Raw genomic sequence first — 22,495 nt, forward strand, 5'->3', positions numbered from 1 at the left:
CGGCTTGAGGCTTCGCGCCAGGACGGCGGGAAGCGGGGCGTGGAGGACGGGGCATGGTGGCACGGCATCTAACGGTCAGGGCCGCTCATGCTAGTGGCCTGACCGCTAAATAACCACCGCCGTATCAGCGGAACGGCGGCTCGTCGAAGCTGCGCAACTTGCGCGAGTGCAACGAATTGAGCTCGGTGCGCAACAGGTCCAGCGCCGCGATGCCGATTTTCAGGTGCTGGTTGACCGCACGCTCATAGAACGCGTTGGCCGAACCCGGCAGCTTGATTTCGCTGTGCAGCGGCTTGTCCGAAACGCAAAGCAACGTGCCATAAGGCACCCGCAAGCGATAACCCTGGGCAGCGATGGTGCCGCTCTCCATGTCCACCGCCACGGCGCGGGACAGGTTGATCAACGGACGCTCCTGGGCCCAGCGCAATTCCCAGTTACGGTCGTCGTAGGTCAGCACGGTGCCGGTGCGCAGGCGTTTTTTCAGCTCGTCGCCCTTTTCGCCGGTGACGTTGGCCGCCGCCTGCTGCAAGGCCATCTGCACTTCGGCCAGGGCCGGAATCGGAATGTTCGGCGGCACCACGCGGTCAAGGATCCCGTCGCGGCGCATGTAGGCGTGGGCCAGCACGTAGTCACCAATGGTCTGGGACTGCCGCAGCCCGCCGCAGTGGCCGATCATCAGCCAGCAATGGGGCCGCAGCACGGCCAGGTGGTCGGTGATGTTCTTGGCGTTGGACGGGCCGACGCCGATGTTCACCAGGGTCACGCCATGACCATCGTTGGTCTGCAGGTGATAAGCCGGCATCTGGTAACGGTGCCAGACCACGCCGGCAGCGATGGCCGACGCTTCGCCATGGTCCATGTTCTTGTCGATGATCACATTGCCCGGCAGGACCATGCGCACAAAGCGCGGGTCGCTGCGCAACTGCTCCAGGCCATGGACGATGAACTGGTCGACATAGCGGTGATAGTTGGTCAGCAGGATCCACGGCTGCACATGGCGCCAGTCGCTGCCGGTGTAGTGCACCAATCGGCGCAGGGAGAAATCCACGCGGGCGGCGTCGAACAGCGCCAGGGGCAGCGGATCAGTGTTTTCCCAGTCGTAGAGGCCGTCGGCGATGCCATCGGTGGCGGCCGACAGGTCGGTGCTGGGGAACACCCGCGCCAGCACCGCTGCGGTCACACCGGAGCCGGCCAGTTCATCGCCCTGCTCCACCACGTACGGGTACGGAATGTTCTGCTCACTGACGCCCACTTCCACGGTGACGGTAAAGTCATGCATCAGTGGGACCAACTGCTCCAGCAGGTACTTACGGAACGCGGCGGGATGGGTGACGGTGACGCTGTAGGTACCTGGCAGCTGGACCTTGGCGTAAGCGCGGGTGGTTTGTGGGACTTCGCCGTGGCAGTGGTAGGTCAGGCGCAAGGCGGGATAGCGAAACAACGCCCGTTGCTCGGCATCCGGCTCGACGCGGTCCTTGAGGTAACGCATGAGCGCCTGGTTCAACGAGGTGGTCGCACGCTCGTGCAGGGCGGCCAGCCGATCCACGGCTTGCTCGGCGGTTTGAACAACAATAAACGCTTCGGTCACGATCAGCTTCCTGTGTTCTGACTTGCAGGCCTTCATCTTGCCTGCATCGCCGCCCGACGGGAACAGTGGCGTATTGGGTATTCTCGGAGTCATGAAAACCTGTGGGAGCGGGCTTGCCCGCGAAGGCGTCGGCACATACAGCCTCTTCGTCGACTGACACACCGCTTTCGCGAGCAAGCCCGCTCCCACAGGGTATGTGCCGACCTGCCTCCTCTTAAAAGCCGTGCGGGGTCGAGCGGGCGACAATCGCCTCGACATTCAACCCTCGAGGCAAGGCCCCGTACACCCGGCCTGCCGAGCCGAGGCGGCTGGCGATGAAGGCATCGCTGACGTCGTTGTTGCCCGCCTCCAGCAACAACTTGGCTTGCAGGCCGACGGCGATGTCTTCGGTCAATTGCCGGGCGCGGTACTGGATGTCATCGGTGTCCTTGAACGCTGCCTGCAACTGTTGGATGTGACCGGCCAGGCGCTTGTCGCCGTGGCCATCGCCCAGTTCGGCAAACAGCACTTCCAGGACCCCGGGCTCCTTGGACAGGGCCCGCAACACATCCAGGCACTGCACGTTGCCAGAGCCCTCCCACGTCGAGTTGACCGGTGCCTCCCGGTACAAGCGCGGCAGGATGCTGTCTTCGACGTAGCCAGCGCCGCCCATGCATTCGGCGGCTTCGTTGATCATCGCGGGGGCGCGCTTGCAGATCCAGTATTTGCCCACCGCCGTCACCAGTCGGGCGAACTTGGCTTCGTGCTCGTCACTCAAGTGGTCCAACGCCCGGCCCATGCGCAGGCTCAAGGCCAATGCCGACTCACTTTCCAGCGCCAGGTCGGCCAGGACGTTTTGCATCAGCGGCTGCTCGCTCAACAGCCTGCCACCGACCTTGCGGTGTGCGCAGTGATGACTGGCCTGGCTCAACGCCTGGCGCATCAACGCGCTGGAACCGACCATGCAATCGAACCGCGTCATGGCGACCATCTCGATGATCGTCGGCACGCCTCGCCCTTCTTCACCGATCATCCAGGCCAGGGCGCCGCGGAACTCGACTTCGCTGGAGGCGTTGGAGCAGTTGCCCAGCTTGTTCTTCAGCCGCTGGATGTAGAACTGATTGCGGGTGTCGTCCGGGCGATGGCGCGGCAGCAGGAAGCAGGTCAGGCCCTTGTCGGTCTGGGCCAGCGTAAGGAAAGCATCACACATCGGCGCCGAACAGAACCACTTGTGACCCACCAACTCATAGGCCTGGCCCGGGCCGCTGGCGCCTACCGGGTAGGCCTTGGTGGTGTTGGCCCGCACATCGGTGCCACCCTGTTTTTCGGTCATTGCCATGCCCAGGGTGACCCCGGCCTTGTGCGCCATGCCGACATTGCGCGGGTCGTATTCGGTGGCGAGCACCTTCGGCAGCCATTGCTCGGCCAGGTCCGGCTGCACGCGCAACGCCGGCACGCTGGCGAAGGTCATGGTCAGCGGACAGCCAGTGCCGGCTTCGGCCTGGCTATGCAAATAAGTCAGCGAGGCCCGGGCGACATGGGCGCCGGGTTGCGGATGCGCCCAAGGCAGACTGGGCAGGCCATGCTCGACGGCGGTGCGCATCAACTGGTGATAAGCGGGATGGAACTCCACCAGGTCGACACGGTGGCCGTAACGGTCATGGCTGGAGAATACCGGTTTGTTCTGGTTGGCCAGAAATCCAGCCTCCATCAGCGGCCCGCCGGCCAGCGCACCGTACTCATCGATCCGCGCCTGCGCCCAGCCAGCGCCGAAACGCTGCGACCACTGCTGCAGCGGCAGGTCGATGCGATACAGGTTGGCGCCATCCAGGGAGGGCGGCTGATTGGTGACATCGTGGGTTTCGGCGAACTGGTGCAGGTTCATGACGGGATTCCTCGGTCGGCCAGCAGGTTCAGTTAAGCACCGCCCCCAAGCCGAACAAAGTGTCATACCCGCCTAAATGTCGGCGCTTTCACCCTGTTTCGGACACAGCACCCGTCGCTGCAAAACCGCCTGCAATGCCTCGAATTTCACCGGTTTGCTCAGGTAATCAATCAAGGCGCCCGACGGGCAACGCTCCTGATCCAGGTTCGGACTGACCACCAGCACCGGCAAATCCTCACAACCGGACAACGTACGGATCTGGCAGCAGACCGACACGCCGTCCAACGGCGGCGACTGGCAATCGAGCAGCACCGCGTCAAAGCTGTCGCCCTGCAGCACATCCAAGGCGGCACGACCGCTGTCGACGGTGCGCACCCGGTAACCGAGCTTGAGCAACATGCCGCGCATCACCAGTTGATCGATGGTGCTGTCATCCGCCAACAGCACCGTGCAATCCTGGGGCAGGCGTGAGCCTTGGCGAGCACCGAACGAAAACGTCGCGGGGACTGCCGCGGGCAGCGCCATTTCAAACTCGACGTCCAGCTGAAAACGACTGCCGCGACCGGGCTCGGATGTGTGGGTCAGGCGCCCGCCCAGCAGCTCCACCAGTTGCCGACAGATCGCCAGGCCCACACCGAGACCGCCATATTCGCGGGTCATTGAACCGTCGAGCTGGAAGAAGCGCTGGTACAGGGTCGCCTCCCCAAGGTCGGTGAAACCGATACCGGTGTCGATCACGGCGAAAGACAACACCAGACGATCAAGCTCCGTCGGCTTGCCACAGACCCGCAACGCCAGGCCGCCCACCCGGGTGAACTTGATGGCGTTGTCCAGCAGGCATTCCAGGCATTGGGCCAGTTTGCCGCTATCGCCGAGCAGTCGGTCCGTCAGCCCCGGGGCCACTTCAACCTTGAAATCCAGCCCTTTGGCCGCGGCATTGGCCGCGAACTGCACCTGCAAGGCGTCAATCACACTGCGCAGGCTGAACGGCGCCGGATAGACCTTGAGCTTGCCGGCCTGCAATTCGGTGAGGGTGAGGATGCCGTTGACCATGCGCATCATGTCCCGCGCCGACCCGGCGGCGGTTTGTTGGTACTGAGTCAGCTCCTCGTCCATCTCGACGGTTTCCATCAACTCCAGGGAGCCGATCACGCCATTCATCGGCGTGCGCAGTTCATGGGTCAACGTGGCGAGGAATTCGTCCTTGAGCTTGTTGCCGTGGGCCAACTGCTGGTTGAGCACTTCGAGTTTCTGCCCGGCGTCGAACAGGGTCTGGGCCTGCTGCTCACGCAGGGCATTGATGCGGTCGGCCAGGGCCAGGGACAACAGCGCCACTTCGATGGCCGAGCCGATCTGGCTGGCGTACATGGTCAGGAAGATGTTCGGCAGATAGCCAAGCACCATCATCGTGTTGACGACGCCGCCCAGCAGAAAGGCCGACCAGGCGATGATGAAGTAACGCGCCACCCGCAGCCCGCGCCACCAGGCGAACAATCCGGCGGCAAAGATCACCACGGTGAACACCAGCGCCAGCGCTGTCGCCAGGCGCAGCGCCAGGGCGTAGCTGGTCATCAGCGACAAGCCGACCACCACTGCGCTGTAGGCGATCAGCGCCAGCAGCAGGCGGTCAAGCCAGCGACTGTGTTGCGCCGTTTGCAGGAAGCTGCGGGCGAACTGGCTGCCAAACAGGCCCGCACAGCCAATAAAGAACGGCGTCGCGGCGTTGGCCCACCAAGGATTGTCCGGCCAGAAATACTCCACCGCCGCGCCGTTGACCGACAACTGATACAGGCCGAACGAAGCGATATAGACGATGTAATAAAGGTAGCTGGTGTCCCGCACGCTCAAGTAGATGAACAGGTTGTAGACCAACATGCCCAGCAGCACGCCGTAGATGATCCCCAGCACATACAAGCGCAACGGCTGTTGTTCGAGATAAGCGGTGCTCGACCACAGCGTCAGCGGGGCCTGGATCGAACCCTGGCTTTGCAGGCGCAGGTACAGGGTCTGCTGCTGCTCAGGTTTGAAAGCCAGGCTGAACAGGTAGTTGTTCTGGCGAATTTCCCGACTGGCGAACGGCAAGGCATCGCCGGTCTGGCGAACCAGGCGATACGCCCCGGTGGCGTCGGGCAGATACAAGTCGAGGTGATCCAGCGGTGGATACGCCAATTCCAACAGCCAGGTGCGCTGGGCGTCCGGATTGCCGGGGCGGTAGTGCAAATCGACTTTCAGCCAGAACGCCGACCGCGAATAGCCGGCGTTCAGCGTGGCTTTGTCATGGGGTTTGAAACCGCCTGCGGCCGCCTGGGCGAGGACATCGTCGATGGAAGCAGTGCCGTTCGCGTCCTCGAACACTTGCAGCGCATGGCCCAAGGGCAGGCTTTGGGTGAATTCATCGAACTCAAGGGCGCTTGCCAAAGGGGGCAAGCACAGCAGCAATATCAGCAAATAGCGCATTTAAGCCCCAGCGTGGCCTGTCCGGTTGAGTCAGGAAGCCCCCCATTCCCTGAGTAGACGTAAAACCGGCATTACCTGTTATGAGTTGGATCCATCTCTAGCATAGCCGTTGATGGCCAATTTGCACCATTGAAATCTTTCCTACAGAAGGCTCTAGAACGGGCGTTCCAGCGCGAAGCGTTGAGATAGAGCTGTTGCTTTGGTCAGATTGCAATACAGCCTTGGAGCCAAGCTCAATTGTTTGACCAGGCACAGGGTTCTGTGGCGAGGGGATTTATCCCCGCTGGGGTGCGAAGCGCCCCCATTCAAATTGTCTGATATACCGAGGCGACAGTTACTGGGGCTGCTTCGCAGCCCAGCGGGGATAAATCCCCTCGCCACAAATAAATCCTGCCTGCAGATAGCCCCGTCACTACAGGCGTGCGCCGATCGAAAGGGTTTGGTGGTAAGCTCGCGCACCATGAATATCTACAGCTCTCGCCCCGTTGTCCTCTGTCTCTCCGGCCACGACCCCAGTGGCGGCGCCGGCTTGCAGGCAGATATCGAAGCCCTGCTCGCCCAGGGTTGCCATGCCGCCCGGCCGTTACCGCGTTGACCGTCCAAGACACGGTCAACGTCAGTGATTTTCGCGTGCTCGATCGGGAGTGGGTGCTGGCGCAAGCCAATGCCGTGCTCAACGATTCGCCGGTCGCGGCGGTCAAGCTGGGGATGCTCGGTTCGTTGGAAATGGTCGACACGGTGGTCGAACTGCTCCAGGCGCACCCACATCTGCCAATGGTCTGCGACCCGGTGTTGCGCGCCGGCGGTGGCGGGCGACTGGGCAAGGATGAAGTCGGCTACGCCATGCGCGAACGCCTGCTGCCCCTGGCCATCATCGCCACCCCAAACCTGCCTGAAGCGCGCATCCTCGCCGAACTGCCCGAGGGCAGCGCCGATGAATGCGCCGAAAAACTGCTGCCCTTCGTCAAACACCTGTTGATCACCGGTGGTCACGGCGACGAACATGAAGTCCATAATCGCCTATACAGCCGTGACGGTCGCCGCGAAACCTACACCTGCCAGCGTTTGCCCGGCAGCTACCACGGTTCCGGTTGCACCCTGGCCAGCGCCCTGGCCGGCCGACTGGCCCAGGGTGAACAGCTCGCCAGCGCGGTCAAGACCGCACTGGATTACACCTGGCGCACCCTGCGCGATGCCGAACAACTGGGCAAAGGCCAGTTCGTACCGCGTCGCCTGCCGCTGGATTTCTGTTCGTAACACCGGAGGCCTGTGGAATGAAATTACGTGGCCTTTATGCCATCACCGATAGCCAGTTGCTGACCGGCAAATTCCTCGCGTATGTCGAAGCGGCGCTGGAAGGTGGCGTTACCCTGCTGCAATACCGCGATAAAAGCAGCGACGAAGCCCGCCGCCTGCGCGAAGCCGAAGCGCTGCGGACCCTGTGCGAGCGCTACAAGACCCAGCTGATCATCAACGACGACGCCGAACTGGCCGCGCGCCTGGGCGTCGGCGTGCACCTGGGCCAGACCGACGGCCCATTGGCACCGGTGCGCGCACTGCTCGGGCGCCAGGCGATCATCGGTTCCACCTGCCACGCCAGCCTGGCGCTGGCCGAGCAGGCCGCCGCCGAAGGGGCCAGCTACGTCGCGTTCGGGCGGTTCTTCAACTCCAACACCAAGCCCGGCGCACCCAGCGCAAACCTTGAACTGCTCGAACAGGCCCGCCTCAAACTTCATGTGCCGATTTGCGCCATCGGCGGCATCACCCTGGAGAACGCCGCCCCACTGGTGGCCCACGGGGTCGACCTGCTGGCCGTGGTCCACGGCCTGTTCGGCGCCGACAGCACCGGGGAAGTGACGCGCCGCGCCCGCGCGTTCAACGACCTGCTGCAGATCAAATAGCCCATTTCCGCTTTCGAGAGCCCAACCATGTCCCGTTCTGAAACCCTGTTTGCCAACGCCCAGAAACACATCCCCGGCGGCGTGAACTCCCCCGTTCGTGCGTTCAAGAGCGTCGGCGGCACCCCGCTGTTCTTCAAGCACGCCGAAGGCGCGTACGTGACGGACGAAGACGACAAGCGCTATGTGGATTACGTCGGCTCGTGGGGCCCGATGATCCTGGGCCACAGCCATCCGGACGTGCTCGATGCGGTGCGCAAGCAGCTGGTACACGGCTTGTCCTACGGCGCCCCGACCGCGATGGAAACCGAGATGGCCGACCTGGTCTGCTCGATCGTGCCATCAATGGAGATGGTGCGCATGGTCAGCTCCGGCACCGAGGCGACCATGAGCGCGATCCGCCTGGCGCGCGGTTTCACCGGTCGCGACAGCATCATCAAGTTCGAAGGCTGCTACCACGGCCACTCCGACAGCCTGCTGGTCAAGGCCGGTTCCGGCGCCCTGACCCAGGGCGTGCCAAGCTCGGCCGGCGTGCCGGCGGCGTTCGCCAAACACACCCTGACCCTGCCATTCAACGACCTCGAAGAAGTCGAGAAGATGCTCGGCGAAGTCGGCCAGGAAGTGGCCTGCATCATCGTCGAGCCCGTGGCCGGCAACATGAACTGCGTACCGCCGGCACCGGGTTTCCTCGAAGGCCTGCGCAGCCTGTGCGACCAACACGGCGTGGTGTTGATCTTTGACGAAGTGATGACCGGTTTCCGCGTAGCCCTCGGCGGCGCCCAGGCCCACTACGGCGTCACGCCGGACCTGAGCACCTTCGGCAAGATCATCGGCGGCGGCATGCCGGTCGGTTGCTTCGGCGGCAAGCGCGCCATCATGGAATGCATCGCGCCACTCGGCCCGGTCTACCAGGCTGGCACTTTGTCGGGCAATCCGCTGGCCATGGCGGCCGGCCTGACCACCCTGCGCCTGATCAGCCGCCCGGGCTTCCACGCCGAGCTGACCGACTACACCACCCGCCTGCTCGACGGTTTGCAGGTCCGTGCCGACGCGGCCGGCATTCCATTCGTGACCACCCAGGCCGGCGGCATGTTCGGCCTGTACTTCAGTGGCGCCGATGACATCGTCACCTTCGAAGACGTGATGGCCAGCGACGCCGACCGCTTCAAGCGCTTCTTCCACCTGATGCTCGACGGCGGCGTGTACCTGGCGCCGAGTGCGTTCGAAGCCGGCTTCACGTCCATCGCCCATGGCGAGGCCGAGTTGAAGATCACCCTCGACGCGGCCGAGCGGGCTTTCGCTGCGCTGAAATAAGCCTGTGGATAACTGACGCTGGCTGACACCAGCGTCAGTGATAACCGACAAACTCTCGCTTTTTTCCTACATATTTAGCCTCGAAGCGGCCGCTGGCGTTCCCTCGCAGCAGAAAAACAAGTAAAGACTTTGTAAGGATGGCCCTGCTTATTTCATAATGCGCGCTTATTGGATCCCCCGGAGGGTCCGCGCGCCCCTCAGAGGTAAGTCGATTCCCATGAACCGCACCGGCCGCACCCTTGCCTTGGGCTGCCTGTTGCTCCTTCAACCCCTGCTCGCGAATGCACAGGCAGGCGGTAACTCGTTGTTGATCCCGGCGCTGGGCCGTTGCACGCTCAATACCCAGCCACAAGATCTCGCATCGGCACTCGACGCCTGTCAAAAAGCGGCGGACGCGGGTGACGCACAAGCGCAATACGAGCTGGGTGAGTTCTATTACGAAGGCAAGGCGGCGCCGCGCGACCTCAAGCTGGCCCTCAACTACTTCGAAAAAGCCTCGCTGCAAGGCCATGCCCAGGCGCAATTCAAGCTCGGCGGCATGTTCTTTCATGGCGAAGGTGTCCCCGCCAACAATGTCCAGGCCTACATCGTCTTGAAGATGGCGGCGGTCAACGGCGCCGAAGATGCCCTGGACACCGCCGACGAAGTCGCCGAGCAAATGCCCCGCGATGAGTTGGAAGTTGCTACCCAGGTGCTGGGCCAGATCTTTCGCAAATACCTGATGGAATTGCAGAACGCCGACGGGCGTACGCCTTTTTCGCCGCTGCCCTGATTAATACTTTGGCCTTGAAGGCCTCATCGCGAGCAAGCTCGCTCCCACATGGGTTCTCTGTGCGCACAAGTTTGCGAGCATCGACAATCCAGTGTGGGAGCGAGCTTGCTCGCGATTGGGAGCGTGTGGCGAGGGAGCTTGCTCCCGCTGGGCTGCGCAGCGGCCCCAAGATTTTTAGGAGCGCTTCGCACTCCAGCGGGAGCAAGCTCCCTCGCCACAAAGGCTGTGCTTGACCTTATTCCGTGATGCCTACTTCTCAGGCATCGGCATCGGAAACGGCATCACATTGCCGACCGCGCCGCGGGCTTCGCTGATTTTCGGGGTGCCCAGGCGTTCGACTTCGTCGATGCGCACGATCGAATGCATCGGCACGAAACTGCGCACCACGCCTTCGAACTGCGCCTTGAGCTTTTCCTCGCTCGGATCAACGACCACTTGCGTGCGCTCGCCAAAGACGAATTCCTCCACTTCCAGGAAGCCCCACAGATCACTTTGATAGATCTGCTTGGCGTACATTTCGTACACCTGGCCCTGGTTAAGGAAAATCACCTTGTAGATTGGAGCTTCACGTTTGGTCATGGCTGGCGAAACACATCGGCGGGTAAAAATGAGGGCGCGAACTATAGCATAGCCACTGCTCGCGCAGCGGTAGGAACCCGGGGACTTGTTCCCTATAATGCGCGGTTCTTTGAATCACGTGATGATCCCGTCCATGGCCAAGAAGCTTTACATCGAAACCCACGGTTGCCAGATGAACGAGTACGACAGCTCGCGCATGGTCGATCTGCTGGGTGAACACCAGGCCCTGGAAGTGACCGCCCGCGCCGAAGACGCGGACGTGATCCTGCTCAACACCTGTTCGATCCGCGAACGCGCCCAGGACCGGGTGTACTCCCAACTGGGCCGCTGGCGCGAGCTGAAGCTGGCCAACCCGGACATGGTCATCGCCGTGGGCGGTTGCGTGGCCAGCCAGGAAGGCGCGGCCATTCGTGATCGCGCGCCGTACGTGGACGTGGTCTTCGGTCCGCAGACCTTGCACCGCCTGCCCGAGATGATCGACGCGGCGCGCAGCACCAAGCTGCCGCAAGTCGACGTGTCGTTCCCGGAAATCGAAAAATTCGACCACCTGCCCGAACCGCGCATCGACGGCCCGAGTGCCTATGTGTCGGTGATGGAAGGCTGCAGCAAGTACTGCACGTTCTGCGTGGTGCCCTACACCCGCGGCGAAGAAGTCAGCCGGCCGTTCGACGACGTGCTCGCCGAGATCATCCACCTGGCGGAACACGGCGTGCGTGAAGTGACCCTGCTGGGGCAGAACGTCAACGGCTATCGGGGCCTGACCCACGACGGGCGCCTGGCGGACCTGGCCGAGCTGATCCGCGTGGTGGCCGCGGTAGATGGCATCGACCGCATCCGCTACACCACTTCGCACCCGCTGGAGTTCTCCGACAGCCTGATCCAGGCCCACGCCGAGGTCCCCGAGCTGGTCAAGCACCTGCACCTGCCGGTGCAATCGGGTTCCGACCGGATCCTGGCGGCCATGAAACGCAACCACACGGCCCTGGAGTACAAATCCAAGCTGCGCAAATTGCGCGCGGCGGTGCCGGGGATCTGCATCAGCTCGGACTTTATCGTCGGTTTCCCAGGTGAAACCGAGAAAGACTTCCAGCAGACCATGAAGCTGATCGAAGACGTGGGCTTCGACTTCTCCTATTCCTTCGTCTACAGCCAGCGCCCCGGCACCCCGGCGGCTGACCTTGCCGACGAAACGTCCGAAGAAGTGAAAAAAGAACGGCTCAACGCCTTGCAACATCGCCTCAACCAGCAGGGTTTCGAGATCAGCCGACAAATGGTCGGCTCCGTCCAGCGGATTCTGGTGACCGATTACTCGAAAAAAGACCCGGGCGAGTTGCAAGGGCGGACCGAAAACAACCGCATCGTCAACTTCCGCTGCGACACCCCGGCCCTGATCGGCCAGTTCGCCGACGTGCACATCGACGCCGCGCAACCGCACTCGCTGCGCGGTTCGCTGATCCAGTAACCCCGTACTTCCTGTGGGAGCGAGCTTGCTCGCGATAGCGGTGTGACAGTCAATATCAATGTTGAATGTGAGGGCCCCATCGCGAGCAAGCTCGCTCCCACAAGGACCGCGTCAGGCCCTGCGATCAGATTCGCCCGTTTAAGAGCTTTCGCACCCAGCCTACTGGCGCTATCCTTGGATTCATCTTAATTGCCCCCGGGCGGCTAAAAACGACCTTGAACGCACCCATCGAACCACATCGCTTTATTCTCGAGCCCTTTGAGGCTCGCCGCTTCGCCAATCTGTGCGGGCAATTCGACGAGCACTTGCGCTTGATCGAACAGCGCCTGGCCATCGAGATCCGCAACCGCGGAAACCAGTTCGAACTGATCGGCGAACCCAAGCACACCACCTCCGCGGAAAACCTGCTGCGTCGTCTCTACCGGGAAACCAAGGGAAGCGAGCTGTCGCCGGACACCGTCCACCTGTTTTTGCAGGAATCGGCCGTCGAAGAACTCGACAACCACGCCCCGTCGGAACCTGCCGTGGCCCTGCGCACGAAAAAAGGCATGATTCGCCCGCGCGGCTTGAATCAGCAGCGCTACGTGAAGGAAATCCTGGGCAACGACATCAACTTCGGCATCGGCCCGGCCGGTACCGGCAAGACCTACCTGGCCGTGGCCTGCGCCGTCGATGCGCTGGAGCGCGAACAAGTCCGGCGCATCCTGCTGGTGCGCCCGGCGGTCGAAGCGGGTGAAAAACTCGGCTTCCTGCCTGGCGACCTGGCCCAGAAGATCGACCCGTACCTGCGCCCGCTCTATGACGCGTTGTACGAAATGCTCGGCTTCGAATACGTCGCCAAGCTGATCGAGCGCCAGGTCATCGAGGTCGCGCCGCTGGCCTATATGCGCGGTCGTACCCTGAACAACAGCTTCATCATCCTCGACGAAAGCCAGAACACTACCGTCGAGCAGATGAAAATGTTCCTGACCCGGATCGGCTTCGGCTCCACCGCGGTCATCACCGGTGACATTACCCAAGTCGACCTGCCTAAAGGCACTAAGTCCGGGCTGAACCATGTGATCCAGGTGCTCAAGGATGTCCCGGGCATCAGCTTCACGCATTTCATGCCCAAGGACGTTGTGCGCCATCCGTTGGTACAACGCATTGTCGAAGCCTACGAGCGCTTCGAGAATCGCGAGGCCGACGATGCGCCCGAAGGCAAAGGCAATCGCCACAATGCTTGAACTCGACCTGCAAGTGGCCTGCGAACACGCCGCCCCCAGCGAAGCCCAGTTCCGCCAATGGTGCGAACTGGCCCTGCGCCAGCGCAGCGCCGACTCGGAGTTGACGATCCGCCTGGTGGACGAGCCCGAAGGCCGCGAGCTGAACCACACCTGGCGGCAGAAGGACTACGCCACCAACGTGCTGTCGTTCCCTGCCGACGTGCCCGATGAACTGCTCGACATCCCCCTGCTGGGCGACCTGGTGATCTGCGTCCCGGTGGTGGAACGTGAAGCGGCCGAACAAGACAAGACCCCTGAGGCCCACTGGGCCCACCTGGTGATCCACGGCTGCTTGCATCTGCTCGGTTACGACCATATAGACGATGACGAAGCCGAAGAAATGGAAGCACTGGAACGAACGTTGCTTGCAGAGCTGGGTCATCCCGACCCCTACGCCGGCGACGAACACTGATACATCAACCTGTAACGATAAAGGATTCAGAGTAATCGCTATGAGCGAAGATCGATCGAGCAACGGGCAGAAGTCATGGCTGGGCAAGCTCACCCAGGCTTTTGCCCATGAGCCGAAAAACCGCCAGGAGCTGCTGGAGCTGCTGCGCGATGCACACCAGAACAAGTTGCTGGACAGCGAAGCGCTGGCCATCGTCGAAGGCGCCATCCAGGTCGCTGACCTGCAAGTACGGGACATCATGGTCCCGCGCTCGCAGATGGTCAGCATCAAGGCGACCCAGACCCCCCGTGAATTCCTGCCCGCCGTGGTCGACTCCGCTCACTCGCGCTACCCGGTCGTCGGCGAGAGCCATGACGATGTCATGGGCGTGCTGCTGGCCAAGGACCTGCTGCCGCTGATCCTTCAGGAAAACGGCGACAGCTTCAACATCAAGGATTTGCTGCGTCCGGCCACCTTCGTGCCCGAGTCCAAGCGCCTGAACGTGCTGCTGCGTGAATTCCGCGCCAACCACAATCACATGGCCATCGTCATCGACGAGTACGGCGGTGTCGCCGGGCTGGTCACCATTGAAGACGTACTCGAGCAGATCGTCGGCGACATCGAAGACGAGCACGACGTCGAGGAAGACAGCTACATCAAGCCCCTGCCCAGCGGCGACTTCCTGATCAAGGCCCTGACGCCCATCGAGAACTTCAACGAGTTCTTCGACAGCCAATTCTCCGACGATGAGTTCGACACCGTCGGCGGCCTGGTGATGAGCGCTTTCGGGCACCTGCCCAAGCGCAACGAAACCACGGAAATCGGCTCCTGGCGCTTCCGCATCCTGAATGCCGACAGCCGCCGGATTCATCTGCTGCGCCTGTCTCCCATTGCCCGATAAACCCTGCGAGACCCGCTAAGGACAAAAATGCGCTGGATAACCCGCCCCGGCTGGCCCGGTAACCTGCTGGCCGTGGTGGCCGGTGCGATCACCACCCTGGCCCTGGCGCCGTTCGACATCTGGCCGCTGGCGTTGCTGGCGGTCGGGTTGTTCTATGCCGGCTTGCGCGAGCTTTCGCCACGCCAGGCCCTGGGCCGTGGCTGGTGCTTCGGCTTTGGCCTGTTTGGCGCCGGCACCAGTTGGATCTACGTCAGCATTCACAACTTCGGCGGCGCCTCGGTGCTGCTCGCCGGGCTGTTGATGCTGCTGTTCGTCGCCGCCATCGCCTGGTTCTTCGCCCTGCCCGCCTGGTTGTGGGCGCGCTGGTTACGGCGTAACGAAGCGCCGCTGGCCGATGCCTTGGCCTTCGCTGCGCTGTGGCTGGGCCAGGAAGCCTTTCGGGGCTGGTTCCTCACCGGTTTCCCGTGGCTTTATTCCGGCTACAGCCAGCTCGACGGCCCGCTGGCCGGCCTCGCGCCGCTGGGCGGAATGTGGCTGATTTCCTTCACCCTGGCCCTGACCGCCGCGCTGCTGTACAACGCGCCCCGGTTGATCCGTACCGGACGCAAAGGCTTTATCGCGGCAGGCGTGGTGTTGCTGATCGGTCCATGGGTGGCCGGCATGGCGTTCAAGGGACATGCCTGGACCAGCCCTTCGGGCGACCCGCTGAGCGTCGCGGCGATCCAGGGCAACATCGAACAAAGCATGAAATGGGACCCGGACCAGCTCAACGCACAGTTGGCGCTGTACCGTGACATGAGCTTCGCATCCAAACGCGTCGATCTGCTGATCTGGCCGGAAACCGCGGTCCCGGTGCTCAAGGAGTCCGCCCAGGGCTACCTGGACATGATGGGCAGTTTCGCCGCCGAGCGGCATTCGGCGTTGATCACCGGTGTGCCGATTCGCCAACTGGTGCGCCATGAGAAGCGCTACTTCAACGGCATCACCGTGACCGGCGAAGGTGACGGCACCTACTTGAAGCAGAAACTCGTGCCCTTCGGCGAGTACGTACCGTTGCAAGACATTCTGCGTGGCCTGATCGCGTTCTTCGACCTGCCCATGTCGGACTTCGCCCGGGGCCCGGCCGACCAGCCTTTGCTGCAAGCCAAGGGTTACCAGATCGCGCCATTCATCTGTTATGAAGTGGTCTACCCGGAATTCGCCGCCAGCCTCTCGGCCCGTAGCGACCTGCTGCTGACCATCAGCAACGACACCTGGTTCGGCACTTCGATCGGCCCGTTGCAGCACCTGCAAATGGCGCAGATGCGCGCCCTGGAAGCCGGGCGCTGGATGATCCGCGCCACCAATAATGGCGTCACCGGCCTGATCAACCCCTTCGGCCAGATCACCGCACAGATCCCGCAATTCGAGCGTGGCATCCTGTATGGCGAAGTGGTGCCGATGCACGACCTGACGCCGTACCTGCAATGGCGGTCGTGGCCACTGCTTATCTTGTGTGTGTTGCTGCTGGGCTGGGCGTTGGTGGCGGGCAGGATGGCCAAGACGGTTTAAGGTCCTTTGGAAGCCCTTGTGGCGAGGGAGCTTGCTCCCGCTGGACTGCGAAGCAGGCCCTGTTTTTAGGGGGACCGCTTCGCGGCCCAGCGGGAGCAAGCTCCCTCGCCACAACTATGTTCAGCCCACACATTTTGTATGCTCAGCGATAGAACACCGAATACCCCACCAGCCCCGCCGCCTCATTCATCAACTGCCCGGACTGCCAGATCGACTTGAACTCCGGCATCCAGCCGCCCAACGGTCGCGCATTATCCTGTCCCAGGAAACCCACCGGCGCTGGCACCACTTCAAACCCCGACCGCTCGAAACTCATCACCGCCCTCGGCATGTGCCACGCCTGGGTCACCACCACGACCCGCTTGATGCCTGCCGGCAGGAGGATTTCGGCGCTCATCCGGGCGTTTTCCCAGGTCGTGCGGCTGCGTTCCTCCTGCCAACGTACGGTGACACCGAAATCGTCCAGCATCGAATCGGCCATCAACTTCGCTTCACTGGGTGGAGTGCCGTAGTGCAAGCCGCCGGTGGTCAGCACGGGTAATCCCGACGCCTTGGCCAGTCGCGCCGCGTAACGCTGGCGCTCCAACCCGATGCCGGTGGGCTGGTCGGCGCCCCAGGCCAGGTCACCGCGCTCGCGACCAGAACCCAGCACCACGATGGCATCGGCCCGCTGGGCCAGGCTCGACCATTCGCTGCGAGACAGCGGCGGTTCGCGCTCCAAGGCCTTGGCGCTCCATTGCACCACCACGGGCAGGCTCATCAGCCAGAAGCCACCCAGCCCGAGGAAAAAACACAGGCGGGCCAGGCGCGGCCGAGAGTTGCGCCACCACCAGGCGAGCGCCAACAGCAGCAAAAGAAGGCCGGGCGGCAGTAACAGTTGTTTGATGAAATAGCGAAACGGCATCGGGCATCTCCATAGATGCCCGAAGCCTAGGTGGATTGACGCAAAGCGACAACAGATTCGAAAAAGCCCTGAATCAAAAAAAGCGACACGCGTGAATCCGGCTTTACTTGAACTGCCGCGACCGGATCTTTACAGCATCCTTGTCAGGTGTCCGGTCCTTGAGCCACACAACCTTGGCCGAACGGGGCACATCGAGACGCTTGAGTACCTGGGCCCCACTGCTGGGGGCTTGATGTCCGACCTGTTCGAGGTAAGCCTTGACCAGTTCGAACTCTGCGGGGCTCAAGCCGCGCAGTTCCAGCTCTGCCGGGCGCTCATCACGCAAACGACCGGCGGTTCTTGCGGCGTCAAGGGCTGCCCCGAGACGATCGATCAGTTTTTCGTACAACTCAGGCGTCGTTACTTTTCGTTGTGATTCAACCATCCCTCACCTCATTGAAGATAAGACTCACTCCCCATTGAGAAGCTTAGCTTCGCTGGGCAAACCGGCAGGGCGCCGCGACCAACGGCCCTGAACGCGGGCTGCGGCCGATGGCCGGCAATGGCTCGACAATACCTCGGCACGCAATCAGGGTTTCCCTCGGCAGAGCGCGGTCATGTATGCTACGGCGCTTCCTGTAACTCCACTTCCAGCTCGGCTGGGCATCGAAAACGCCGCATTCGGCGTCGTTCTGCGTCCAGCATGGCAACGAAGAGGATTGGGCCACCCCATTCAGTACAAAAGTAGCCATGCACGAACACTACCAGCCCCGTGAAATCGAAGCCGCCGCCCAGTCGTTCTGGGACGAGCACAAGTCCTTTGAAGTCAGTGAACAGCCAGGCAAGGAGACTTACTACTGCCTGTCGATGTTCCCTTACCCCAGCGGCAAGCTACACATGGGGCACGTGCGCAACTACACCATCGGCGACGTGATCTCCCGTTACCAGCGCATGCAAGGCAAGAACGTCCTGCAACCGATGGGTTGGGACGCCTTCGGCATGCCGGCGGAAAACGCCGCGATGAAGAACAACGTGGCCCCTGCCAAGTGGACCTACGAAAACATCGCCTACATGAAGAGCCAGCTGCGCAGCCTGGGCCTGGCGGTGGACTGGTCCCGCGAAGTCACCACCTGCAAGCCCGATTACTACCGCTGGGAACAATGGCTGTTCACCCGCCTGTTCGAAAAAGGCGTGATCTACCGCAAGAACGGTACCGTGAACTGGGACCCGGTGGACCAGACCGTACTGGCCAACGAGCAAGTGATCGACGGTCGCGGCTGGCGTTCCGGCGCACTGATCGAAAAACGCGAAATCCCGATGTACTACTTCAAGATCACCGCCTACGCGGATGAACTCCTGGAGAGTCTCGACGAACTGACTGGCTGGCCCGAGCAGGTCAAGACCATGCAGCGCAACTGGATCGGCAAGTCCCGGGGCATGGAAGTGCAGTTCCCGTACGACGTCGCCTCCATCGGCGAAGCCGGCGCACTGAAGGTTTTCACCACTCGTCCGGACACCCTGATGGGCGCCACCTACGTCGCCGTGGCCGCCGAACACCCGCTGGCGACCCTGGCCGCCCGGAACAATCCCGAGCTGCAGGCGTTCATTGCCGAATGCAAGGGCGGCAGCGTTGCCGAAGCCGACGTCGCCACCCAAGAGAAAAAAGGCCTGCCGACTTCGCTGTTCGTCGAACACCCGCTCACCGGCGAGAAACTCCCGGTGTGGGTGGCCAACTACGTCCTGATGCATTACGGCGACGGCGCTGTAATGGCCGTGCCGGCTCATGACGAGCGTGATTTCGAGTTCGCCCACAAGTACAACCTGCCGGTCAAGGCCGTCGTGCGCACCAGCGCCGGTGACCAGACCCCGGCGCCCTGGCAGGACGCCTACGGCGAGCATGGCGAACTGATCAACTCCGGCGTGTTCGACGGCCTGGATTTCGTCGGTGCGTTCGATGCCATCGAAGTGGCCCTGATCAAGAAGAACCTCGGCGCCTCCCGCACCCAGTTCCGCCTGCGGGACTGGGGCATCAGTCGCCAGCGCTACTGGGGCTGCCCGATCCCGATCGTGCATTGCGACGCCTGTGGCGACGTACCGGTCCCGGAAGATCAACTGCCCGTGGTCCTGCCGGAAGACGTCGTCCCCGATGGTGCCGGTTCGCCCCTGGCGCGCATGCCTGAGTTCTATGAGTGCAGCTGCCCGAAATGCGGTGCGCCGGCCAAGCGTGAAACCGACACCATGGACACCTTCGTCGAGTCCTCGTGGTACTACGCTCGCTACGCCTCGCCGCGCTACGAAGGTGGCCTGGTGGAAAAATCCGCGGCCGACCACTGGTTGCCGGTGGATCAGTACATCGGCGGCATCGAACACGCCATTCTCCACCTGCTTTACGCGCGCTTCTTCCACAAGCTGATGCGCGACGAAGGCCTGGTGAGTTCCAACGAACCGTTCAAGAACCTGCTGACCCAGGGCATGGTGGTCGCCGAGACTTACTATCGTCGCGAAGCCAACGGTGCCTACACCTGGTTCAACCCGGCTGACGTCGAACTCGAGCGCGACAGCAAAGCCAAGGTCATCAGCGCCAAGCTGATCGCCGACGGCCTGCCGGTGGAAATCGGCGGCACCGAGAAGATGGCCAAGTCGAAGAACAACGGCGTCGACCCACAGTCGATGATTGACCAGTTCGGCGCAGACACCTGCCGCCTGTTCATGATGTTCGCCTCGCCACCTGACATGAGCGCCGAATGGTCCGACTCGGGCGTCGAGGGCTCGCACCGTTTCCTCAAGCGCGTCTGGCGCCTGACACAGGCCCACGTCACCCAGGGCCTGCCGGGCAAACTGGACATCAGCCGCCTGAACGACGAGCAGAAAGCCGTTCGCCGCTCGATCCACCTGGCCATCAAGCAGGCCAGCCATGACGTCGGCCAGAACCACAAATTCAACACCGCCATCGCCCAGGTGATGACGTTGATGAATGTCCTGGAAAAAGCCGCGCAAGCCACCGAACAGGACCGCGCACTGGTTCACGAAGGCCTGGAAGCCGTGACGTTGCTGCTGGCTCCGATCACGCCGCACATCAGCCACGAGTTGTGGAATCAGCTGGGTCACGCCGACCCGGTGATTGACGCTGGCTGGCCGGTGGTGGACGAAAGCGCGCTGGTGCAGGACAGCCTGACCCTGGTCATCCAGGTCAACGGCAAACTGCGCGGCCAGATCGAAATGCCCGCCAGCGCCAGCCGCGAAGAAGTCGAAGCCGCCGCACGGGCCAATGAAAACGTGCTGCGCTTCGTCGACGGCCTGACGATCCGCAAAGTGATCGTCGTGCCCGGCAAACTGGTCAACATCGTCGCAAGCTAATTGGATCGGGCGCGAGGCTTGAGCCTGGCGCCGAATATAACCTGCGAGGCCGCACCGTCGGCCCATAGGGTTCAAGGGGAGCAACAAGATGATCAAACGTAATCTGCTGGTAATGGGCCTGGCGGTCCTGTTGAGCGCCTGCGGCTTCCAGCTGCGCGGCACCGGCACCACCGAGCTGGCCATCACAGAGCTGGACCTCAGCGCCCGGGACGCTTATGGCGACACCGTTAAAATGCTGCGCGACACCCTGGAAAACAGTGGGGTCCGGATCTACAGCGGCGCCCCCTACAAGCTGATATTGACCCGTGAACAGCAAAACCAGCGGAGCCTGAGCTATGCCGGCGCCGGTCGTTCGGCGGAGTACGAACTGACCAACGTGCTGAACTATGAGATCCGTGGTCGAAATAACCTGTCGCTGCTGGACGACAAGCTGCAAGTGCAGAAGGTCTACCTGCACGACGGCAACAACATCACCGGTTCCGACCAGGAGTCGAGCGAAGTGCGCGTTGAAATGCGCCGTGACCTCGTCCAGCGCATGATGCTGCGCCTGCAACAACTGAGCCCGGCCCAGTTGGAGCAGTTGCAACAGACCGCCGACGCTCGCGCCAAGGCCGAAGCCGACGCGCAGGAAGCGGCACGCAAGGCTGAGGCGGAAACCCCGCAGCAGTCGCCGATGCAAATCCCGGCTCAATAAGCCTTGCGGGGCGCTCCGGCGCCCCGCTCGCCCTCTCTTATGAAACTGCCCCCCGCCCAACTCGGCAAACACCTGCAAGGCGCCCTCGCGCCGGTCTACATCATCAGCGGCGATGACCCGCTGCTGTGCCAGGAAGCCGCCGACGCCATCCGCTCTGCCGCCCGCCAACAAGGCTTCGACGAACGCCAGGTGTTCGCCGCCGACGCCAGTTTCGACTGGGGTACGCTGCTGCAGGCCGGAGCGAGCATGTCGTTGTTCGCCGAAAAACGCTTGCTGGAGCTGCGCCTGCCGTCCGGCAAACCCGGCGACAAAGGCGCTGCCGCCCTGATCGAGTATTGCTCGCGGCCGGCCGAAGACACGGTGCTGCTCATCAGCCTGCCGAAACTCGACGGCAGTGCGCAGAAGACCAAATGGGGCAAAGCCCTGGTCGAAGGCCAGCAAACCCAGTTCGTGCAGATCTGGCCAGTGGACGTCAGCCAGTTGCCGAGCTGGATCCGCCAACGCCTGTCCCAGGCCGGCCTCTCGGCCAGCCAGGACGCGGTGGAGCTGATCGCTGCCCGGGTCGAAGGCAACCTGCTGGCCGCCGCCCAGGAGATCGAAAAGCTCAAGCTGATGGCCGAGGGCGGCCAGATCACCGTGGAAACGGTGCAGGCCGCCGTGGCCGACAGCGCGCGCTTCGATGTCTTCGGGCTGACCGATGCGATCCTCAACGGTGAAGCCGCCCATGCCCTGCGCATGCTCGAAGGCCTGCGGGGCGAAGGCGTCGAGCCGCCCGTGATCCTCTGGGCCCTGGCCCGGGAGTTGCGCCTGCTGGCCAACCTGTCGCTGCAATACAGCCAGGGCGTGCCGTTGGACAAAGCCTTCAGCCAGGCTCGTCCGCCAGTGTGGGACAAACGCAAGCCGCTGATGAGCAAGGCCCTGCAACGCTACTCGGCACCGCGCTGGGCGCAATTGCTCCTCGAAGCCCAGCGCATCGACGCGCAAATCAAGGGCCAGGCCGCCGGCTCGCCGTGGATGAGCCTCAGTCGGTTGTCGTTGTTGATGGCCGGTCAGCGGCTGACTCTGCCAGCAGAATAAACCCACCGTTTCAGGCCTGAGGGCGCTCTTGTGGCGAGGGAGCTTGCTCCCGCTCGGCTGCGGAGCAGTCGTCTGGATGTCTGGGACCGCTTCGCGGTCCAGCGGGAGCAAGCTCCCTCGCCACAAAAGTCTTTTTGCCGCAAATCCCCCACCATAAAACGACATTTCCTACTCGATACAGGACTGGACAGCCCCCCAACTCTGCCCCATGATTTGCCCCGCAAAACCACCCCAACGAGAGATCCCATCATGAGCAAAAAGCCATCCAAGCATGGCCCCAACAAGGCCAAGTCCATCATCGCCCAGCCCCTGTTCCGCAGTCGTCAGGAACGACCCAACAAGGGCAAAGGCAGCTACCGCCGCGAAGCCTTCCAGTCTGACAACTGGGAGGCTTCTTGCTTTGTGGCAGCTTGAAACACCCGGACAAGCCCTACACCCCTTT

Annotated in this window: 18 protein-coding genes and 1 pseudogene; 13 read left to right on the top strand and 6 right to left on the bottom strand. The window is 62.6% G+C overall.

The annotated features are described in order from the left end of the window. Positions 1 to 124 precede the first annotated feature (124 nt). The 3 genes from amn to CD58_RS24865 all read right to left on the bottom strand — a co-directional run bounded on the left by amn (position 125) and on the right by CD58_RS24865 (position 5,909). The gene (gene amn, locus CD58_RS24855) at positions 125 to 1,624 is read right to left on the bottom strand and encodes an AMP nucleosidase (RefSeq protein ID WP_162178176.1); all 1,500 of its coding nucleotides are present in this window, start codon (positions 1,622 to 1,624) and stop codon (positions 125 to 127) included. 178 nt (positions 1,625 to 1,802) lie between these two features. Further along, positions 1,803 to 3,452 carry an acyl-CoA dehydrogenase family protein gene (locus CD58_RS24860; RefSeq protein ID WP_025215626.1) on the bottom strand — a complete coding sequence of 550 codons (1,650 nt, stop codon included), beginning with the start codon at positions 3,450 to 3,452 and terminating at the stop codon, positions 1,803 to 1,805. Positions 3,453 to 3,524: 72 nt separating this feature from the next. Continuing rightward, positions 3,525 to 5,909, bottom strand: coding sequence for a hybrid sensor histidine kinase/response regulator (locus tag CD58_RS24865; RefSeq protein ID WP_025215627.1), 2,385 nt, complete (start codon positions 5,907 to 5,909; stop codon positions 3,525 to 3,527). A 460-nt stretch (positions 5,910 to 6,369) separates the two neighbouring features. Here CD58_RS24865 and CD58_RS24870 point away from each other — a divergent pair. The 4 genes and pseudogenes from CD58_RS24870 (at position 6,370) to CD58_RS24885 (ending at position 9,893) form a co-directional block, all read left to right on the top strand. Continuing rightward, positions 6,370 to 7,166 (top strand): annotated as a pseudogene (locus tag CD58_RS24870) (hydroxymethylpyrimidine/phosphomethylpyrimidine kinase). A gap of 17 nt (positions 7,167 to 7,183) precedes the next feature. After that, positions 7,184 to 7,810, top strand: a complete 627-nt coding sequence (thiE, locus tag CD58_RS24875) for a thiamine phosphate synthase (protein ID WP_025215628.1) — start codon at positions 7,184 to 7,186, stop codon at positions 7,808 to 7,810. 27 nt (positions 7,811 to 7,837) lie between these two features. Then, positions 7,838 to 9,121 carry a glutamate-1-semialdehyde 2,1-aminomutase gene (gene hemL, locus CD58_RS24880; protein WP_025215629.1) on the top strand — a complete coding sequence of 428 codons (1,284 nt, stop codon included), beginning with the start codon at positions 7,838 to 7,840 and terminating at the stop codon, positions 9,119 to 9,121. A 217-nt stretch (positions 9,122 to 9,338) separates the two neighbouring features. Further along, a complete protein-coding gene (locus tag CD58_RS24885) occupies positions 9,339 to 9,893 on the top strand; it encodes a tetratricopeptide repeat protein (protein WP_025215630.1) in 555 nt (184 codons plus the stop codon). 249 nt (positions 9,894 to 10,142) lie between these two features. Here CD58_RS24885 and CD58_RS24890 read toward each other — a convergent pair whose 3' ends face one another. Further along, positions 10,143 to 10,472, bottom strand: coding sequence for a DUF1820 family protein (locus CD58_RS24890; RefSeq protein ID WP_007894425.1), 330 nt, complete (start codon positions 10,470 to 10,472; stop codon positions 10,143 to 10,145). Between the two features lie 133 nt (positions 10,473 to 10,605). On the opposite strand from CD58_RS24890, the gene miaB reads away from it, so the two are divergent. From miaB to lnt, 5 genes are all read left to right on the top strand, one after another. Beyond that, positions 10,606 to 11,934: a tRNA (N6-isopentenyl adenosine(37)-C2)-methylthiotransferase MiaB gene (gene miaB / locus CD58_RS24895; protein ID WP_038436950.1), complete on the top strand. Its 1,329-nt coding sequence runs from the start codon at positions 10,606 to 10,608 to the stop codon at positions 11,932 to 11,934. A 215-nt stretch (positions 11,935 to 12,149) separates the two neighbouring features. Next, complete coding sequence (locus tag CD58_RS24900; protein WP_025215632.1) at positions 12,150 to 13,160, top strand: PhoH family protein; 1,011 nt, start codon at positions 12,150 to 12,152, stop codon at positions 13,158 to 13,160. Next, on the top strand, positions 13,153 to 13,611 hold the full coding sequence (gene ybeY, locus CD58_RS24905; protein WP_025215633.1) for an rRNA maturation RNase YbeY: 459 nt from the start codon (positions 13,153 to 13,155) through the stop codon (positions 13,609 to 13,611). Before CD58_RS24900 ends, ybeY begins: the two co-directional genes overlap by 8 nt. A 40-nt stretch (positions 13,612 to 13,651) precedes the next feature. Continuing rightward, positions 13,652 to 14,491 carry an HlyC/CorC family transporter gene (locus CD58_RS24910; RefSeq protein ID WP_025215634.1) on the top strand — a complete coding sequence of 280 codons (840 nt, stop codon included), beginning with the start codon at positions 13,652 to 13,654 and terminating at the stop codon, positions 14,489 to 14,491. Positions 14,492 to 14,518: 27 nt separating this feature from the next. Next, positions 14,519 to 16,042: an apolipoprotein N-acyltransferase gene (gene lnt / locus CD58_RS24915; RefSeq protein ID WP_025215635.1), complete on the top strand. Its 1,524-nt coding sequence runs from the start codon at positions 14,519 to 14,521 to the stop codon at positions 16,040 to 16,042. 142 nt (positions 16,043 to 16,184) lie between these two features. Here the strand turns inward: lnt and CD58_RS24920 are convergent, their stop codons facing one another. Both CD58_RS24920 and CD58_RS24925 read right to left on the bottom strand, forming a co-directional pair. After that, positions 16,185 to 16,946: a YdcF family protein gene (locus CD58_RS24920; RefSeq protein ID WP_025215636.1), complete on the bottom strand. Its 762-nt coding sequence runs from the start codon at positions 16,944 to 16,946 to the stop codon at positions 16,185 to 16,187. Between the two features lie 103 nt (positions 16,947 to 17,049). Further along, complete coding sequence (locus CD58_RS24925; RefSeq protein WP_025215637.1) at positions 17,050 to 17,370, bottom strand: hypothetical protein; 321 nt, start codon at positions 17,368 to 17,370, stop codon at positions 17,050 to 17,052. A gap of 305 nt (positions 17,371 to 17,675) precedes the next feature. On the opposite strand from CD58_RS24925, the gene leuS reads away from it, so the two are divergent. The 4 genes from leuS to arfA all read left to right on the top strand — a co-directional run bounded on the left by leuS (position 17,676) and on the right by arfA (position 22,467). Next, complete coding sequence (leuS, locus tag CD58_RS24930) at positions 17,676 to 20,282, top strand: leucine--tRNA ligase (protein ID WP_025215638.1); 2,607 nt, start codon at positions 17,676 to 17,678, stop codon at positions 20,280 to 20,282. Positions 20,283 to 20,370: 88 nt separating this feature from the next. Further along, complete coding sequence (lptE, locus tag CD58_RS24935; protein WP_025215639.1) at positions 20,371 to 20,976, top strand: LPS assembly lipoprotein LptE; 606 nt, start codon at positions 20,371 to 20,373, stop codon at positions 20,974 to 20,976. Between the two features lie 39 nt (positions 20,977 to 21,015). Then, a complete protein-coding gene (holA, locus tag CD58_RS24940) occupies positions 21,016 to 22,053 on the top strand; it encodes a DNA polymerase III subunit delta (RefSeq protein ID WP_025215640.1) in 1,038 nt (345 codons plus the stop codon). A 249-nt stretch (positions 22,054 to 22,302) separates the two neighbouring features. Continuing rightward, positions 22,303 to 22,467, top strand: a complete 165-nt coding sequence (gene arfA, locus CD58_RS24945) for an alternative ribosome rescue factor ArfA (RefSeq protein WP_003185764.1) — start codon at positions 22,303 to 22,305, stop codon at positions 22,465 to 22,467. Positions 22,468 to 22,495: the final 28 nt, after the last annotated feature.

It is taken from the genome of Pseudomonas brassicacearum (assembly GCF_000585995.1).
Taxonomy (GTDB): domain Bacteria; phylum Pseudomonadota; class Gammaproteobacteria; order Pseudomonadales; family Pseudomonadaceae; genus Aquipseudomonas; species Aquipseudomonas brassicacearum_A.